We start from the raw sequence: 15,988 nt of genomic DNA on the forward strand, positions 1-15,988 counted from the left end.
TTTCATCCACGCATGGCGTGGATCTACTGGCCACCGGGAATCTGTCGGGGGTGGGGCGGTGTCGGATTGCGGGGTGTCAGCCGCATGGATGCGGCTGCCAAGCCTACATGGACGTACTTGCGGCGTCCCCGCAATCCGACACCGCCCCGCCATACCACGGAATGCCCGCTTTTGACGTTGCCGTTGCCGTTGCATGCAGCCTCTGCAGGTGCAGGGCGCAGCCCTGCCGACCCCCTTAACCTGCCGGTGGGCAGTACGCCTTGATCGCGGCCTCCGCCAGCCCCTTCTGCGCGGTGCGCTGCTCCGGGCTCAACGGGGTATCGGCCTTGCCATCACCATCGGTGTCCTGCATCACCTGGCCGCCACCATCCAGCAAGGCCAGGTTGGCACGGGCGGTGCTGCACTGCTCGGGCACCGGTGCAGCCGGAGTCTGGGTGCTGGCTGCAGTCTGCGGGCTGCGCGCCTGCTCCCGGGTCTCGTACTTTTTGCCGGCCGGCGGGGTCTCCGAATACTGGGTCACGCCATGGGCGTCCTTCCATTTATAGACCGGGCCAGCCACGGCGCTGGCACTGGCCAGCAGCAGCAGGCATCCAAGGCAGGACAGGGCACGCATGGCAAACTCCGCGGAATGGGCGTAGAACGCCGATTGCAGCATTGGCGCCGAGCACTGGCAAGTCGATTAAACTGGATTCCATGGACCCGATCACACCGCCGCCGCGTTCGCGCACGATTTACCTGCTGCCCAACCTGTTCACCACTGCCGGACTGTTCGCCGGCTTCTACGCGATCATCGCCGCGGCCAATGGGGATTTCATCAACGCCAGCATCGCCGTGTTCGTGGCGGCGGTGATGGATGGGCTGGATGGGCGCGTGGCGCGCCTGACCGGCACCAGCAGCGAATTCGGCGTGCAGTACGACTCGCTGGCCGACCTGGTCAGCTTCGGCATGGCTCCGGCGCTGGTGATGTATCACTGGTCGCTGTCGTGGCTGAAGTTCGACGATCCGCTGCTCGGCCGCGTTGGCTGGGCCGTAGCGTTCCTGTACGCGGCCTGCGCGGCACTGCGCCTGGCCCGCTTCAATACCCAGGTGGCGGTGGTCGACAAACGCTGGTTCGTCGGCCTGGCCAGCCCGGCCGCGGCCGGCCTGATGATGTCCTTCGTCTGGGCGTTCGCAGATGGCAACCTGGGCTGGGACGGCAACCAGCTGCGCTACGTGGCGCTGGCGGTGACGATCATCGCGGCGCTGCTGATGGTCAGCCGCATCCGCTTCTGGAGCTTCAAGGGCGGCGGCGCCAAGGGTACCCGTTCCGACCGCGTGCCGTTCCTGGTGCTGGCCCTGGTGCCGGTGGCCATCGCCATCGCGGTCATCGATCTGCCGCGCGTGCTGTTCGCGGTGGGCATCCTGTACGCCCTGTCCGGCCCGGTGATGTGGGCCGTGCAGCGCCTGCGCAAGAAGCCCGAGGCCGCGTGAGCCAGGACCTGCCCGTGCTGTGGTCACCGGCCCAGCAGGCCTGGCTGCAGGCCATGGGCTACACCGTCTATCACGACGGCCAGCTGGCCGCCGAGCTGGACGCCGCGCTGCAGCTGAGCGTGGCCGAAGCCGAGGCGGCTGCCGCGCCAGCGGTGGAGCAGGCGCGGGCACCCACCGCGCCCGCGCGCGAACCTCTGGCTGCGCCAACACCGGTTTCCCGGCAGGAACGCCAGGCGCCACCACGTCGCCAGACCCCGGTCAATGCACCGGATACCGCGCCGGCGGCGGCCCGCCCGCTGCCCGGCGGCAATGCCCGGCAGCCGGTGGTGCGGCTGCCGGATCGCCTGCAGATCGCCTTGCTGCGCGCGTCCGGCTGCAATCCCAATGATCCGGCCACGCAGGCGCTGATGGACAGCTGGCCGTTGGACCAGCTGCGCCAGGATCCCGCCGCCAAGCGCGCGCTGTGGCCGCAGCTGCGTGCCCTGCGCAAGCGGGGCGCACCGTGAGTGCGGTCAGCCAGCCTGGTCTGGTCAGCCTGCGCGCGCTGCGCGAGAGTGACCTCAACGCGGTGATGGCGATTGAAGTACGCGGGTATCCGTTTCCGTGGACCCGCGGCATCTTCGTCGATTGCCTGCGTGCGGGCTATCCCGGCCTGGCCATGGAGCGCGATGGCCAGTTGATCGGCTATGGCGTGCTCAGCATCGCGGCCGATGAGGCACATGTATTGAACATCTGCATCGATCCGCTGGCGCAGTCGCGTGGGCTGGGTCGTCAACTGCTGCGCGCGCTGGTACAGCTGGCTGGCCACCGGGGGGCACAGCGTGTGTTCCTCGAAGTGCGTCCGTCCAATACGCCGGCGCTGGCGCTGTACCACAGCGAAGGCTTCAACGAGATCGGCCGCCGCCCGCGCTACTACCCGGCCGCACAGGGCCGCGAGGACGCGGTGGTGATGGCGATCGAGCTGGTCGATGGTGACCTGCAGGCGATGCCGCCGTTGTGACGGAGAAGGGTACCGGCCAGCGGCCGGCACTACCGCTAGCCGCCAACCTTGGTTGGCACGCTTCTCTCACGCCATCCGCAGTGCGAGCACGCCACCCACAATCAACGCCGCTGCCAGCCAGCGTGCACGCGGAATCCGCTCGCGCAGCACGAATACCGAGATCAGCAACGCGAACAGGATCGAGGATTCGCGCAGCGCCGAGACCATCGCCACCGGTGCCTGGGTCATGGCCCACAACGCCATTGCGTAGGAGGCGGTGGTGCCGACGCCACCGGCCAGGCCCAGTGGCCAATGCTGCCGCGCATAGTCCAATACCGCGCCGCCGCGGGTGTACAACGCCCACAGCGGCAGCGGAATGCCCGACAGCAGGAACAACCACAGCGTGTAGCTGAGCGCGCTGCCGGACTCGCGCGCGCCGTGCGCATCGACCAGGGTGTAGGTGGCGATCATCGCCGCAGTCAGCAGCGGCAGGCGCAGCTGGCCGCCACGTGCACCCAGTGCCATGCACAGGATGCCGGTGCTCACCAGCACCACGCCCAGCCACGCCGCCGGGGGCAGTTGCTCGCCCAGCAGGGAGCCCGCCAGTGCGACCAGGATCGGCGCGCTGCCACGCATCAGCGGATAGGCCAGGCTCATGTCGACCCGCTGGTAGCAGCGTGCGACCAGCCCGTAGTAGGTCACCTGCAGCAGCACGGATGCAGCCAGCCAGGGCCAGCTTTGCGCGGCCGGGAACGGCAGGAAGGGCAGGGCCGCCGCCGACAGCAGCGCAGCGCTGCCGGTCACCAGCACGGTGCCGAGGAACTTGTCCGGCCCGCGCTTGACGATTGCATTCCAGCTGGCATGCAGTGCCGCGGCGGCGAGGACCAGCAGGAAGATGGAAAGCGGCATCCGGTGATGATGCCATGCCGGGAAAATGTTCCGGGTTTGGTGGGTGCCAACCTTGGTTGGCACCTACCAGGGCGAGGTGTTACAGCTTCGCGCGCTGTTCGCGCAGGCCGGCCAGCTGGGTGTTCCAGTCGGCCAATCGCACGCGCTCCTGCTCGACCACCGCCGGTGGAACCTTGTCGGTGAACCTGGCCAGCTTGGTTTCGCTCTTTTCCTGCTCGCCTTCCACGCGCTTGATCTCCTTGTCCAGGCGTGCGCGCTCGGCGTCCAGATCGACCAAGCCTTCCAGCGGCACCAGCAGCTTCAGCTCGCCCACGATCGCGGCGGCGGCCGGCGGTGCGCTTTCGCCTTCGGCCAGCCACTGGATGCTGTCCAGCTTCAGCAGGAACGACAGCGAGGCGCTGAAGCGTTCGATGCGCACGCGGTCCTGCTCCAGCCCGGCCTGCAGGCGCAGCGGCACCAGCTTGGACGGCGCGACGTTCAGCTCACTGCGCACGCGGCGCACGGCACTGATCACCGCCTTCAGCCATTCCACGTCGGCCTCGGCCTGGGCGAAATCGCCTTCGAACTCGGCGGCGGTCGGGTACGGGCGCAGCGACAGCGTGGTTTCGGTCAGGCCCAGGCGCGGGGCCAGCTGCTGCCACAGCTGTTCGGTGATGAACGGCGTGAGCGGGTGCAGCAGGCGCAGCAGCGCTTCCAGCACGTACAGCAGGGTGTGGCGGGTGCTTTCGGCGTCGGCGGCGTCTGCACCGTTCAGTGCCGGCTTGCTCAGTTCCAGGAACCAGTCGCAGAACGCGTTCCAGGCGAACTCGTACAGGCACTGCGCCAGCAGGTCGAAGCGGTAGGCGGCGAAATGGCCCTGCGCTTCGGCGGTGGTGGCGGCCAGGCGCGCGAGGATCCAGCGCTCGGCATCGGTACGCGGCTTCGGCACGCCGGTGAACGCGGCACCTTCAGTGTTCATCAGCGCGAAGCGGCTGGCATTCCACAGCTTGTTGCAGAAGTTCTTGTAGCCCTCGGCGCGGTTCATGTCGAACTTGATGTCGCGGCCGTGGGTGGCCAGCGCGGCGATGGTGAAGCGCAGCGCATCGGCACCGTGGGCAGCAATGCCGTCCGGGAATTCCTTGCGGGTGGCCTTTTCGATCTTCTCCACCATCTTCGGCTGCATCAGGCCGCCGGTACGCTTGGCGACCAGATCGTCGATGGTGATGCCGTCGATGATGTCCAGCGGGTCGAGCACGTTGCCCTTGCTCTTGGACATCTTCTGGCCCTGGCCGTCGCGGATCAGGCCGGTGAAGTAGACGTCCTTGAACGGGATCTTCCCGACCAGGTTGTCGGTGGCCATGATCATGCGCGCCACCCAGAAGAAGATGATGTCGAAGCCGGTGATCAGCACCGACGATGGCAGGTAGCGGTCGAAGCCGCGCTCGGCCATGGCCTGCTCATTCGGCCAGCCCAGGGTGGAGAACGGCCACAGCTGCGAGGAGAACCAGGTCTCCAGCACGTCGCTTTCCTGGTTCAGCACCACGTCGCTGCCCAGGTTGTGCTTCGCGCGCACTTCCTCTTCGCTGCGACCGACGTAGCAGTTGCCGGTGGCGGCATCGAACCACGCCGGAATGCGGTGGCCCCACCACAGCTGGCGGCTGATGCACCAGTCCTGGATGTTGTTCATCCAGTGGCGGTAGGTGTTGATCCAGTTCGGCGGCACGAAGGAGATCGAACCGTCCTCGACCAGTTCCAGGCCACGCTTGGCCAGGTCGTCCATCTTCACGAACCACTGGTCGGTCAGGTACGGCTCGATCACTTGGCCGGTACGGTCACCGCGCGGCACCTGCAGCTTGTGCGCCTTTGTCTCGATCAGGATGCCCAGGTCTTCCAGTTCGGCCAGCACGGCCTTGCGCGCTTCATAGCGGTCCAGGCCCTGGAAGCGTTCCGGCGCGTTTTCGTTCAGCGCTGCCACCGGCGTGAACAGGTTGATCATCGGCAGGCTGTGGCGCACGCCCACTTCGTAGTCGTTGAAATCATGCGCCGGGGTGACCTTGACCACGCCGGTGCCGAACGCGCGGTCCACGTAATCATCGGCGATCACCGGCACGCGGCGGCCGGTCAAAGGCAGCACCACGTTCCTGCCGATCAGGTGCGCGTAGCGTTCGTCTTCCGGGTGCACCATCACTGCCGTATCGCCCAGCAGGGTTTCCGGGCGGGTGGTGGCGACCACCAGGTAGTCGCGGGTTTCGCGCAGGGTTTCCACGCCGTCGGCATCGCGCTCGATGTGCTCGTAGCTCAGGCCCTCATCCAGCGTGTAGGCGATCGACCACAGGAAGCCGTCTTCCTCGGCGCTCTCCACTTCCAGGTCGGAAATGGCGGTCTTCAGCACCGGGTCCCAGTTCACCAGGCGCTGGCCACGGTAGATCAGGCCCTGCTCGTACCAGCGCACGAAGGCTTCGTTGACCGCCGCCGACGGCTGCGGGTCCATGGTGAAGGTGCTGCGCGACCAGTCGGCGGAAGTGCCAAGTCGGCGCATCTGGCGCTCGATGGTGTCGCCGGACTGCTGCTTCCACTCCCAGACCTTGCCGATGAAGCCTTCGCGGCCCAGCGAATCGCGCGTCTCGCCCTTGCCCTCCAGCGCCAGGTTGCGGCTGACCACCATTTCGGTGGCGATGCCGGCGTGGTCGGTACCGACCTGCCACAGCGTGTCGTAGCCGCGCATGCGGTGGTAGCGCACCAGCGCGTCCATCAGGGTCTGCTGGAACGCGTGGCCCATGTGCAGGGTGCCGGTCACGTTCGGCGGCGGCAGCAGGATGGTGTACGGCTCGCCCGTGCCGGACGGCTTGAAGTGGCCGGCCTTCTCCCAGGCCTCGTAGAGGTCGGTCTCGAAGGCCGTCGGGTCGTAGCTGGAGGCGAGTTGGGTCATGCGGGGGAACCAGGAGGTAATCGTTGAAGGATCAGGGCGCAGCGGCGGCCCATCAAGGGCCCGGGGCGCGCTTACATGTCGTGCTTGTTCAGGTCGTAACCGGCGGCCTTGTACTGGCGCCAGCGTTCGCGCAGCGGTTCGCGCGCTTCCGGGTCGGCCGGAACCACTTCCAGCACGCGCTCGCACTGGCCCAGCCAGGGCTCGTCGCGCAGGTTGATCACCAGCGGACGCACCGGTGCCTCGGTGCCGGGCACGGCGATCAGCACCAGGGCTTCTTCCTCGTCCATGTCTTCGCCGGCAATCTGGTGCGGGATGTAGGCATCGTTGTCGAACGCCCACAGCAGTTCGTCCAGCTCCTCGGCCTGGGCCTGGTCGCGGGCCAGCACCAGGGTGAACAACCCGGCGTCGTTGGCCTTGCGCGCCAGCTCGCAGACCAGGCGCAGGGGCTCGGTCAGGAAACGGGGCTTGGCGATCAGGTAGAAGTCGGCGCGGGGCATGGCAGGGTCCGGGTCAGGCAGGGTTCCGGCGGTGCCGGGCGAGGCCCGGGCCGGCGTCTGCCGGCCAGGGTCGGGTACGGCATCAGGCGCGGGCGGCCTGGTCCAGCAGCCACTGGCTCAGCAGGCCCACCGGGCGGCCGGTGGCCATGCCGCGCTTGCCTTCATCGCTGGCCACGCCGGCGATGTCCAGGTGGGCCCAGCGCTGGCCTTCGGCGAAGCGCGACAGGAAGCAGCCGGCGGTGATCGCACCGGCCCAGCGGCCGCCGATGTTGTAGACGTCGGCGAAGGTCGAATCCAGCATCGGCTGGTATTCGTCCCACAGCGGCAGGCGCCAGGCGCGGTCGAATACCTGCTCGCCGGCGGCCAGCAACTCGTTGGCCAGGTCGTCGTGCTTGCTCATCAGGCCGGCGGTCTGGTGGCCCAGGGCGACCATGCAGGCACCGGTCAGGGTGGCGACATCGACCAGCGCCGCCGGCTCGAAGCGCTGCGCGTAGGTCAGCGCATCGCACAGGATCAGGCGGCCTTCGGCGTCGGTGTTGCCCACTTCAATGGTTTTGCCCGACATCGAGGTGATCACGTCGGACGGGCGGTAGGCATTGCCGTCAATGGCGTTTTCCACCGCCGGGACCACCACGACGAGGTTCAGCGGCAGCTTGGCCTTGACCGCAGCGACGAAGGTGCCGATGACGTTGGCGCCACCGCACATGTCGTACTTCATTTCCTCGATGCCGCCCTGGGTCTTCAGGTTGACGCCACCGGTATCGAAGGTGATGCCCTTGCCGACCAGCACGTACGGCTTGGCGTCACCGCCATTGTTCCACTTCAGCACGACCAGGCGCGGGCGGTTGGCCGAACCGCGGGCCACCGCCAGCAGCGAGCCCATGCCCAGCGCTTGCATCTGGTGCTCGTCGAGGATCTCGGCTTCGGCGCCTTCGTGCTCGGCGGCGAACTTCACGCCCACCTCGGCCAGATAGGCCGGGGTGCAGTAGTTCGGCGGCAGGTTGCCCAGTTCGCGGGCGAACTCGACACCGGCAGCAATGGCCTGGCCTTGGGCCAAGGCCAGGGCGTCGTCACCGGCAACGGCCAGCTGGGCCAGGCCGGCGTCGTCTGCCTTCTTCTTGCCCAGGGTGGCGGTGTAGCGGTAGGCGGCGTGATCGGCGGCGATCACCGCCTGGCGGATCGCCCAGGCCGCGTCGCGGTCCTTCACCGCCACTTCGGACAGGGTGAACAGTGCGCTGCGGGCAGCGCCGGCCTTCAAAGCACGCACGGCGTCGCCCACGGCCTTCAGGTACTGCGGCACGCCGAAGCGGGCGGCGTCGCCGAGGCCGACCACCAGCACGCGCGGCGCGCTCACGCCCGGCAGGTCGTGCAGCAGGGTGGTGGCGCCGGTCTTGCCGGACAGGTCGCCACGCTGGGCCAGGGCGGCCAGGCGGCCACCACTGGCGGCATCCAGCGCCTGCGCGGCCGGGGTCAGGGTATGGTCGGCATACGCGCCGACCACCAGGCAATCAACGGTGGCGGCGGCCGGAGCAACGTGGTTCAGGGTGAATTCGAGGGCCATTGAGCAGATTCCATTGGCGAGTCCGTACAATCGCAGGCCGTTTACGCCCAGACAGTAGACTGGGCGGCACCGCGAACGAACCCCAGAGTTTAAACCACCGCCCCATGCTGAAGCTCGACCGATACCTGCTGGGCGATTTCGTCCAGAGTTTCCTGGCTACCCTGATCGTCCTGCTGGTGGTCAGCGTGGGCGGCGTGCTGGTGGACATCCTCGGCAACATCGCCGACGGGCGCCTGCCGGCCAAGCTGCTGTTCTCGCAGCTGGGCCTGCAGTTCATCGCCTACCTGCCGCTGATCCTGCCGCTGGCGCTGATGCTGGGCCTGCTGCTGGCCATCGCCCGCCTGTACCGCGACTCGGAGATGGCGGTCATCACCGCGATCGGGGTAGGCCCAAAGCGGCTGCTGCGGCCGCTGCTGATGCTGGTGGTGCCGGTGGTACTGCTGGTCGGCGCCTGCTCGCTGTGGCTGGGCCCGTGGGCCGGCCGGGTGGCAGAGCAGATGGTCATCGAGGCCAACCGCAGCGTGCTGATGGCCGGCCTGGAGCCGGGCCGTTTCACGCCGCTGCCCAACGGCGGCGTGGTCTACCTGTCCTCGATCTCGCCCGACGGCACCCAGCTGGGCAAGGTGTTCCTGCAGCGGCAGAAGGATGATCGCCTGGAAGTGGTGTCGGCCAACAGTGGCCGCATGTACTTCGAGGGCACCCGCCAGCGCTTCCTGGAACTGGATGATGGCCACCAGGTGGAAGGGCCCGTGGCCGGTGGGCTCGACTACCGGCTGGCGACCTTCGCCCGCAATGACGTGGCCCTGCCCGACGGCGCACAGACCCGCACCGAGGACGACCCGGAACTGATGCCGACCCTGAAGCTGATCGGCGATGCGCGCCCGCAGGCGCAGGCGCAGCTGCACCGTCGCATCGCACCGCCGCTGATCGCGCTGGCGTTCGCCCTGCTGACCGTGCCGCTGGGCCGCAGTTCGCCGCGGCAGCAGCGCTATGGCCGCATGATGCTGGCCCTGATGGCCTACATGGTGGGTACCAACCTGATGTTCATCGGCAGTGGCTGGATTGCCAACGGCAAGATTCCGGCCGCGCTGGGCCTGTGGTGGTTGACGGTGCCGCTGCTGGCGCTGGCGATCTGGATGTATGCACGTGATGGCCGCCTGGGCCACCCGAAGGGAGCCCGCGCATGAGGCTGCGCCCGATGCGTTTCGACCTGTACCTGGGCCGGTCGGTGTTCACCACGGTGCTGCTGACCTGGGCGGTGCTGGTCGGCCTGGACGTGGTGATGGCCTTCTCCGGCGAGTTCAAGGACATCGGCAAGAACGGCTATACGCTGGGCCATGCCGCCGCCTGGGTGCTGTACACGGTGCCGCGCCGCGCCTACACCATGTTCCCCACGGCTGCGGTGATCGGCGCACTGATGGGCCTGGGCCAGCTGGCAGCGACCTCTGAACTGACCGCGCTGCGTGCACTGGGCCTGTCGCGCAAGCGCCTGAGCGTTTCGGTGGCGATTGCACTGTCGCTGCTGACCGCGGTGATGGTGCTCAGCGCCGAGACGCTGGGCCCCTGGGGCCAGGACCGCGCCGATGCGCTGAAGTCCAGCGCCAAGTGGGGCCGGGATATCGCGACCAGCCGCTACTCCGGCCTGTGGGCACGCGAAGGCGATACCTTCCTCAACGCGCAGAGCGGCGAGGAGCAGCTGGTCGGTGACAAGGGCACCCGCCTGATCCTGCGCGACGTGCGTCTCTACCGCATTGCCGGGAACGGAGGGATCGCCTCGTTGACCCATGCCGCCACCGCCGAGCACGACAAGGACGGCTGGGTGCTGACCGGGGTGCGTCGCGACACCTTCGGCGAGCGTTCGGCGACCCGCCAGGAAGTGGCGCGCGAGCCGTGGAACTCGAATCTCGATGCGGCGGCACTGGCTACCGGCATCGCCAAGCCGCGCAACCTGAGCGTTGCCGAGCTGAGCACCAGCATTGCCTACCGCCAGCGCAACGGGCTGGATGCGCGCGATTTCGAGGATGTCTACTGGAGCCGCTGGTTCTACCCGGTGAATGTGCTGGCGCTGTGCCTGGCGGCGGTGCCGTTCGCGTTTGGTTCGCTGCGCAGCGGCGGCATGGGCAAGCGCCTGTTCCTGGGCATCCTGTTCGCGCTGGGCTTCTGGCTACTGCAGCTGTTCTTCGGGCGCATGGCCGGCGCGTTGAAGTTCGACTACCGCATTGCCTATGCGTTGCCGCCGATCGTGATGCTGGCCGTGTCCGGACTGTTGTTCCGGCGCAAGTCGGGCTGATTCTGGTAGCGCGGGGCCATGCCCGGCGCTACCGGGGCAATCCACCGCTTCGGCATCCGTGCCAGGACCACCAGCATCCCGGCCCAGCGTGCTGGATTCTGTAGAGCCGAGCCCATGCTCGGCTGCTTTTTGCGCACCGCCTGCCAGCCGAGCATGGGCTCGGCTCTACAGGGCGTGCATCACCGCTTGGGCATGCGCACCACGCGGGTGCCGCTGGCGCGGTCGTGCCAGGTCAGGCGTTGACGGTCGACCCACGCCCACCAGAATCCCAGCCCGCCCAGCAGCAGTGACAGCGTACCTACCGCAAAGCGCAGCCACAGCTGGTTGCGCCGCAGTGGCGTGCCATCGCTCGATTGCACTTTCAGCCGCCATGGACGCATGCCCAGCGTCTGTCCGCCGCGGCGCCAGCTGGCCGTGGCGTACCACCCCGTGATCGCCCAGCACACCGCCCACAGCAGCCACTGCCAGGCACTGAATGGCGCGATGTTCTCGCGTTGCGCGTGGCCGCTGAGGGTGTAGGCGAGGGTGAACAGCGTGCCGGCGAGCATCCACAGTGCCAGCACCGGCAGTGCGTCGTAGATCATTGCCAGCATGCGCCACAGCAACAATGCGCGCGGATGGGGCATTTCGGTAGCAGCGGCAGAGGCCGTGTCGGTGGCAGGCTGGGACATGCGTCGAGCATACGCAAAGCTGGCCGTGCCCGCAGTGGCCCCCGTATCCTGCACGCATGGCCCATGTTTCCACCCCCGCCGAACGCCGCCAGCTGGTCCAGCAACTGCCCGAACTGCGCGCCGACGACAGCGCACGCATCCAGCGCTTCCTTGATGCGATCTGGGCCGAGAACGGCCTGGCCCGCGCCACCCTCGACAGCTACCGGCGCGATCTGGAAGGGCTGGCGCGCTGGATGGATGGGCGCGACGGTGGCCTGGCCGGCATCGAGCGCCCCGGACTGTTCGAGTATCTGGCCTGGCGCACCCGGCATGGCTGGTCGCCGCGCAGCAATGCGCGCCTGCTGTCGGCGTTGCGGGCGTTCTTCGCCGATGGCGTGCGCCGCGGCGAACGCAGCGAGGATCCCAGCGCGCTGCTCGACCCGCCGAAGTTGCCACGGCTGCTGCCCAAGGCGCTGGCCGAAAGCCAGATCGACGCGCTGCTGGCAGCGCCCGATACCGACAGCGCATTGGGCCTGCGCGATCGCGCCATGCTGGAACTGATGTACGCCGCCGGCCTGCGCGTGAGCGAGCTGGTGCTGCTGCCCGCGACTGCGGTCAACCTGCGCCAGGGCGTGCTGCGGGTCACCGGCAAGGGCAGCAAGGAACGGCTGGTGCCGTTGGGCGAGGAATCCCAGCACTGGCTGGAGCGCTACCTGCAGCACTCGCGGCCGCAGCTGGTCGGGAAGGGCAAGGTGCAGGCGCTGGCCGATGGGCAGACGCCGTTGTTCATCGAGCCGTCGCTGCATGCGCTGACCCGGCAGGCGTTCTGGCACCTGGTCAAGCGCCATGCGCAGGTGGCCGGCATCGACCCGGCGCGGATCAGCCCGCACGGCCTGCGCCACAGCTTCGCCACCCATCTGCTCAACCGTGGTGCCGACCTGCGCGCGTTGCAGATGCTGCTCGGCCACAGCTCGCTGTCCACCACCCAGATCTACACCCTGGTAGCGCGCGAGCACCTGCAGAAGCTGCACGCCCGCCACCATCCGCGCGGCTGAGCAGGCCCCTGAATCCCGGCCACAAACCATGGGCGGTGCCGCTGTCCGGTACCGCCGGCTGTGTCAGAATCCAGGGTCTTCTTCTGTCGCGGATCGTTCCATGCTCCGATTTGCCATCGCCGCCGTGTTCGGTGCGCTCAGCCTGACCGCCTGCGCCCAGCCGGCCCCGCCGGCCGCCAAGGCGCCTGCTGCTGCCGCTGCGGCCAAGGCCGCCCCCGCCGCCAACGCGTCGGCCGACCAGGCGGTACGTGCCGCGTTGACCGCGCTCAATCCCGGTTTCCAGGTGGATTACATCGGTGCCGCACCGTTCCCGGGCTTCCGTGAAGTGGTGGTCTCCGGCCAGCTCCTGTACGTGTCCGATGATGGCCGTTACCTGTTCCAGTCGCAGCCTTACGACACCCGTGCCAAGGGCCCGGCCAACAGCGAAGGCCTGCTCGGCTACCGCCGCGATCTGCTGGCCAAGGCCAACCATGGCGACCGCATCGTGTTTGCCGCACCGAACGCCAAGTACACCATCAGCGTGTTCACCGACATCGAATGCGGCTACTGCCGCAAGCTGCACCAGGACATCGCCGAGCTCAACCGCAACGGCATCTCCGTCGAGTACCTGGCATTCCCGCGCATGGGCCTCGGCAGCAAGGACTACACCGACATGATCTCGGTCTGGTGTGCGGCCGATCGCCGCCAGGCACTGACCAACGCCAAGCGCGGTGGCAGCGTGCCGGCAAAGAACTGCACCAACCCGGTGGCGATGCAGTACGCATTGGGCCAGCAGCTGGGCGTGAATGGCACGCCGGCGATCTTCGCGCCGGACGGCACCCAGCTGGGGGGCTACCTGCCGCCGGCACAGCTGCGTGCGGCGCTGGAAAAGCTGTCGGCCAAGCGCTGACGCGACCGACCTTGTTTCTGTAGAGCCGAGCCCATGCTCGGCTGATGTTTCCGCAGCCGAGCATGGGCTCGGCTCTACAGGTAGGAAGCCGGGGGCGCGCAGCACCCCCGGCTTTTTTCTTACTTCAGGCCATCACTGATCGCCTTGGTCAGCGTGCCCTGCGCATCGTCACCACTGAACTCCCAGACGAACGCGCCGCCCAGGCCCTGGGTCTTCACGTAGCCCATCTTGCGGGTGATGTTGGCCGGGGTATCGAAGCTCCACAGCGTGCTGCCGTTGTAGATCCAGGTGGCACCGGCGGTGTTGTCGGTGTAGCCCGGCCACGCCAGGTTCTTCAGCACCTTCCAGTCCTCGATGCCGGCTTCATACGTGCCCGGGGCAGCGCCGGTCGCGGTCTGGTACAGGCCGTTGTTGGCGTTGGCCACACCGGTCCAGCCACGTCCGTAGTAGCCGATGCCCAGGTTGAGCTTGGCCGCGGGCACGCCACGGCTGATGAAGGCCTCGATGGCGTCGTTGCTGTTGTACAGCTTCTGGTCGCCGGTGGACGGATCATTGGGCGAATCGAACAGCGCCGACTGGTGATTGGTCTTCGCATCCCACGCGCCGTGGAAGTCGTAGGTCATCACGTTGATGTAGTCCAGGTACGGGTGGTACGCGGCCGGATCGGTGACGCGGATCTTGTCGATGCCGGCGCCCACCGCCACCGTCAGCAACAGGCCCGGACGCACCGCATCGAGCTGGCGGCGGAACTCGGCCATCAGCGCGGTGAAGTTGGCGTTGTCTTCCGGCTTGCCGCATTCGATGCCGCAGGCCACCGGGTATTCCCAGTCGATGTCGATGCCGTCGAACACACCCAGCGCGGCACCGGCACCACCGGCACCGTCGGTCACTGGCAGATTGCCCTTGATGTACGCGTCGATGCACGAGGCGACGAAGGCCTGGCGGTTCTCCGGGCGCGCTGCGCTGGAGAAGCCGCGCGACCAGGTCCAGCCACCCAGCGAGATCAGTACCTTCAGGTTCGGGTACTTGGCCTTGAGCTGCTTGAGCTGGTTCCAGTTGCCGCGCAGCGGCTGGTCCCAGGTGTCGGCGCTGCCGCTGACACTCTCGGCGGCACTGAAGGCCTTGGTGTAGTCGGCGAAAGCATCGCCACCGGCACCGCTGTTCGGATCCGAGGGTTGGGTGACGCCCACTTCGCAACGGTTGTTGCGCACGTTGCCGAACGCGTAGTTGATGTGGGTCAGGCGCGCGGCCGAACCGCTGCTGTCGATGTTCTTGACCCGGTAGTTGCGGCCGTAGATGCCCCACTGGGTGAAGTAACCGATGACCCGCTTGCCGGTGGTTCCGCCGTCGCCGGCCAGCGTGGTGGCGCTGATCTCGGTGCCCTGCGCTGAGGCATTGCCGGCATTGTCTCGGGCGCGTACGCGGTAGCGGTAGGTGGTGGATGCCGTCAACCCGCCATCGACGTAGCTGGCACTGGACGGTGAACCGACCAGGCTGCCGTTGCGGTACACGTCATAGCCGGCCACGCCGCTGCCACCGGTGTTGTCGGTGGACGGGCTCCAGCTGAGCGCGATGCTGTTGGCGGTACGGGTGCCGACCGCCAGCCCGCCCGGCACGCTCGGCGCGGTGGTGTCGCCGCTGGCGGCGTTGACGGTGATGGTGATGGTCGCCGTGCTGGTGGTGGCGTTGTTGTTGTCGGTGGCCACCGCGCGCAGGGTGTGGCTGCCGGCGCTGGCGTTGGCCCAGCTGGCCGCATACGGCGCACTGGTGGCCACGCCGAGCGTGCTGCCATCGCGGAAGAACTCGACCTTGGCGACGCTGCCGTCTGGATCACTGGCGGTGGCGGTCACGTTCACCGTGCTGCCGGCACTGAAGGTGGCACCGTTGGCCGGCGAGGTCAGGCTGACCACCGGCGGCTGGTTGGCGCCGCCGCCATCGCAGGCGCCGAGGTTGGTGTAGTAGGGCGCGCCGGCCGGATGGTCCGGCGGCGCGTTCCAGATGTCCTGGTTCGCCCGATAGAGGACGCCTCCTTTCTGCAGGGTATCGCCGGCCCGGTAGATCTTGGCCTGGTCCCATTCGGCCACCCCGGCACAGCTGGCGGCCTGCGCCAGGCCGGGCAGGACGGCGGCACCGGCGGCCAAGGCAAGCAGCCAGGCCAGGCGGCGGGGACGACAGCTTCGGGTCGAACGTTCGGCACTGCGCACAATCGGGTCGTACATGGGTAAGTCTCCGATCAAAGGGCGCGCGGGCCCCGATGGCGCCGCGCGTGACGCAGGTCCGGGCATCGCCGGGGAAGGCGACGGAGGGGCCGGACGGAGGGCACCTGGGAGGCCGGGGAGAGAGTCCGGCACCAGGTGGGGACAACGTTGTCATCAATCGCGTGGTCAATCCGTGAGCAAGCGCATGGTTCCGGGATTCGGATGGAGAGCGGCGCTGCGCGGTCGGCGGCCATCGGCGGAGCCCCTCGTGGCTGGGGCTTTCCGCGAACAGCGGATTTCTGGGGGGGCCGGGCGGGTGGGCTGCGCAGGGGACGCTGCAAGTACGTCCATGTAAGCTCGGTCGCCGCATCCATGCGGCTCACGCCCCTGCGCAGCCCACCCACCCGGCCACGGACAGTTTCCTGCGCCGCCAGCCACGAAAGACAGAACAAAAAATCAAAATCAAAAGCAGAAGCCGGTCGCTGCGCTCTCCTATGCCTGATTTCTGATGTTCCCTGGTTGCCGGCCAGCGGCCGGCACTACCGGGGAGCATCCACGCATGGCGTGGATCTACCGCAGATC

General features: G+C 67.9%; 15 protein-coding genes. 7 read left to right on the forward strand and 8 right to left on the reverse strand.

Translation table 11 applies throughout. From position 1 onward, the window contains the following. Positions 1 to 235: 235 nt before the first annotated feature. On the reverse strand, positions 236 to 613 hold the full coding sequence (locus N5C25_RS18240; protein ID WP_279937544.1) for a DUF4124 domain-containing protein: 378 nt from the start codon (positions 611 to 613) through the stop codon (positions 236 to 238). Positions 614 to 693: 80 nt separating this feature from the next. Between N5C25_RS18240 and pssA the strand changes: the two genes are divergently transcribed. Genes pssA through rimI form a run of 3 tightly spaced genes read left to right on the forward strand, consistent with a single transcriptional unit; the run spans position 694 to position 2,470 of the window. After that, on the forward strand, positions 694 to 1,470 hold the full coding sequence (pssA, locus tag N5C25_RS18245) for a CDP-diacylglycerol--serine O-phosphatidyltransferase (protein ID WP_279937545.1): 777 nt from the start codon (positions 694 to 696) through the stop codon (positions 1,468 to 1,470). Continuing rightward, positions 1,467 to 1,976, forward strand: coding sequence for a hypothetical protein (locus N5C25_RS18250; RefSeq protein WP_058980477.1), 510 nt, complete (start codon positions 1,467 to 1,469; stop codon positions 1,974 to 1,976). Before pssA ends, N5C25_RS18250 begins: the two co-directional genes overlap by 4 nt. Beyond that, the gene (gene rimI, locus N5C25_RS18255) at positions 1,973 to 2,470 is read left to right on the forward strand and encodes a ribosomal protein S18-alanine N-acetyltransferase (protein ID WP_251103347.1); all 498 of its coding nucleotides are present in this window, start codon (positions 1,973 to 1,975) and stop codon (positions 2,468 to 2,470) included. The genes N5C25_RS18250 and rimI overlap by 4 nt, the downstream gene beginning before the upstream one ends. 66 nt (positions 2,471 to 2,536) lie before the next feature. Here rimI and N5C25_RS18260 read toward each other — a convergent pair whose 3' ends face one another. From N5C25_RS18260 to N5C25_RS18275, 4 genes are all read right to left on the reverse strand, one after another. Further along, positions 2,537 to 3,358, reverse strand: a complete 822-nt coding sequence (locus tag N5C25_RS18260; RefSeq protein WP_019660989.1) for an EamA family transporter — start codon at positions 3,356 to 3,358, stop codon at positions 2,537 to 2,539. A 79-nt stretch (positions 3,359 to 3,437) separates the two neighbouring features. Then, on the reverse strand, positions 3,438 to 6,266 hold the full coding sequence (locus tag N5C25_RS18265) for a valine--tRNA ligase (protein ID WP_251103345.1): 2,829 nt from the start codon (positions 6,264 to 6,266) through the stop codon (positions 3,438 to 3,440). Between the two features lie 71 nt (positions 6,267 to 6,337). Then, positions 6,338 to 6,763, reverse strand: a complete 426-nt coding sequence (locus tag N5C25_RS18270) for a DNA polymerase III subunit chi (protein WP_019660991.1) — start codon at positions 6,761 to 6,763, stop codon at positions 6,338 to 6,340. Positions 6,764 to 6,845: 82 nt separating this feature from the next. Beyond that, entirely contained in the window at positions 6,846 to 8,324 is a 1,479-nt protein-coding gene (locus tag N5C25_RS18275) for a leucyl aminopeptidase (protein WP_279937548.1), read from the reverse strand. 104 nt (positions 8,325 to 8,428) lie between these two features. On the opposite strand from N5C25_RS18275, the gene lptF reads away from it, so the two are divergent. Both lptF and lptG read left to right on the forward strand, forming a co-directional pair. Continuing rightward, positions 8,429 to 9,511, forward strand: coding sequence for an LPS export ABC transporter permease LptF (gene lptF, locus N5C25_RS18280; protein ID WP_019660993.1), 1,083 nt, complete (start codon positions 8,429 to 8,431; stop codon positions 9,509 to 9,511). Continuing rightward, positions 9,508 to 10,614, forward strand: coding sequence for an LPS export ABC transporter permease LptG (gene lptG, locus N5C25_RS18285; protein WP_019660994.1), 1,107 nt, complete (start codon positions 9,508 to 9,510; stop codon positions 10,612 to 10,614). The genes lptF and lptG overlap by 4 nt, the downstream gene beginning before the upstream one ends. A gap of 179 nt (positions 10,615 to 10,793) precedes the next feature. Here lptG and N5C25_RS18290 read toward each other — a convergent pair whose 3' ends face one another. Continuing rightward, the gene (locus N5C25_RS18290; protein ID WP_279937549.1) at positions 10,794 to 11,285 is read right to left on the reverse strand and encodes an RDD family protein; all 492 of its coding nucleotides are present in this window, start codon (positions 11,283 to 11,285) and stop codon (positions 10,794 to 10,796) included. A gap of 56 nt (positions 11,286 to 11,341) precedes the next feature. On the opposite strand from N5C25_RS18290, the gene xerD reads away from it, so the two are divergent. Together xerD and N5C25_RS18300 are read left to right on the forward strand one after the other, a co-directional pair. Next, positions 11,342 to 12,319, forward strand: coding sequence for a site-specific tyrosine recombinase XerD (gene xerD / locus N5C25_RS18295; protein ID WP_021203464.1), 978 nt, complete (start codon positions 11,342 to 11,344; stop codon positions 12,317 to 12,319). Between the two features lie 100 nt (positions 12,320 to 12,419). Then, positions 12,420 to 13,208 carry a DsbC family protein gene (locus N5C25_RS18300; protein ID WP_021203463.1) on the forward strand — a complete coding sequence of 263 codons (789 nt, stop codon included), beginning with the start codon at positions 12,420 to 12,422 and terminating at the stop codon, positions 13,206 to 13,208. 119 nt (positions 13,209 to 13,327) lie between these two features. Here N5C25_RS18300 and N5C25_RS18305 read toward each other — a convergent pair whose 3' ends face one another. Both N5C25_RS18305 and N5C25_RS18310 read right to left on the reverse strand, forming a co-directional pair. Continuing rightward, positions 13,328 to 15,427 carry a glycosyl hydrolase family 18 protein gene (locus N5C25_RS18305; protein ID WP_279937551.1) on the reverse strand — a complete coding sequence of 700 codons (2,100 nt, stop codon included), beginning with the start codon at positions 15,425 to 15,427 and terminating at the stop codon, positions 13,328 to 13,330. Positions 15,428 to 15,785: 358 nt separating this feature from the next. Continuing rightward, positions 15,786 to 15,988: hypothetical protein (locus N5C25_RS18310; RefSeq protein WP_279937552.1), on the reverse strand; the 203-nt coding region annotated here is incomplete at its 5' end.

Origin of the sequence: Stenotrophomonas sp. GD03958, from assembly GCF_029839005.1 — a bacterium.
GTDB classification, from domain to species: Bacteria; Pseudomonadota; Gammaproteobacteria; order Xanthomonadales; family Xanthomonadaceae; genus Stenotrophomonas; species Stenotrophomonas hibiscicola.

Bases quoted from the DNA above. Each gene is read 5' to 3' on its own strand.
- N5C25_RS18240 (WP_279937544.1), bottom strand. From the start codon at position 613: ATGCGTGCCCTGTCCTGCCTTGGATGCCTGCTGCTGCTGGCCAGTGCC.
- pssA (WP_279937545.1), top strand. From the start codon at position 694: ATGGACCCGATCACACCGCCGCCGCGTTCGCGCACGATTTACCTGCTG.
- N5C25_RS18260 (WP_019660989.1), bottom strand. From the start codon at position 3,358: ATGCCGCTTTCCATCTTCCTGCTGGTCCTCGCCGCCGCGGCACTGCAT.
- N5C25_RS18265 (WP_251103345.1), bottom strand. From the start codon at position 6,266: ATGACCCAACTCGCCTCCAGCTACGACCCGACGGCCTTCGAGACCGAC.
- N5C25_RS18270 (WP_019660991.1), bottom strand. From the start codon at position 6,763: ATGCCCCGCGCCGACTTCTACCTGATCGCCAAGCCCCGTTTCCTGACC.
- N5C25_RS18275 (WP_279937548.1), bottom strand. From the start codon at position 8,324: ATGGCCCTCGAATTCACCCTGAACCACGTTGCTCCGGCCGCCGCCACC.
- lptF (WP_019660993.1), top strand. From the start codon at position 8,429: ATGCTGAAGCTCGACCGATACCTGCTGGGCGATTTCGTCCAGAGTTTC.
- lptG (WP_019660994.1), top strand. From the start codon at position 9,508: ATGAGGCTGCGCCCGATGCGTTTCGACCTGTACCTGGGCCGGTCGGTG.
- N5C25_RS18290 (WP_279937549.1), bottom strand. From the start codon at position 11,285: ATGTCCCAGCCTGCCACCGACACGGCCTCTGCCGCTGCTACCGAAATG.
- xerD (WP_021203464.1), top strand. From the start codon at position 11,342: ATGGCCCATGTTTCCACCCCCGCCGAACGCCGCCAGCTGGTCCAGCAA.
- N5C25_RS18300 (WP_021203463.1), top strand. From the start codon at position 12,420: ATGCTCCGATTTGCCATCGCCGCCGTGTTCGGTGCGCTCAGCCTGACC.
- N5C25_RS18305 (WP_279937551.1), bottom strand. From the start codon at position 15,427: ATGTACGACCCGATTGTGCGCAGTGCCGAACGTTCGACCCGAAGCTGT.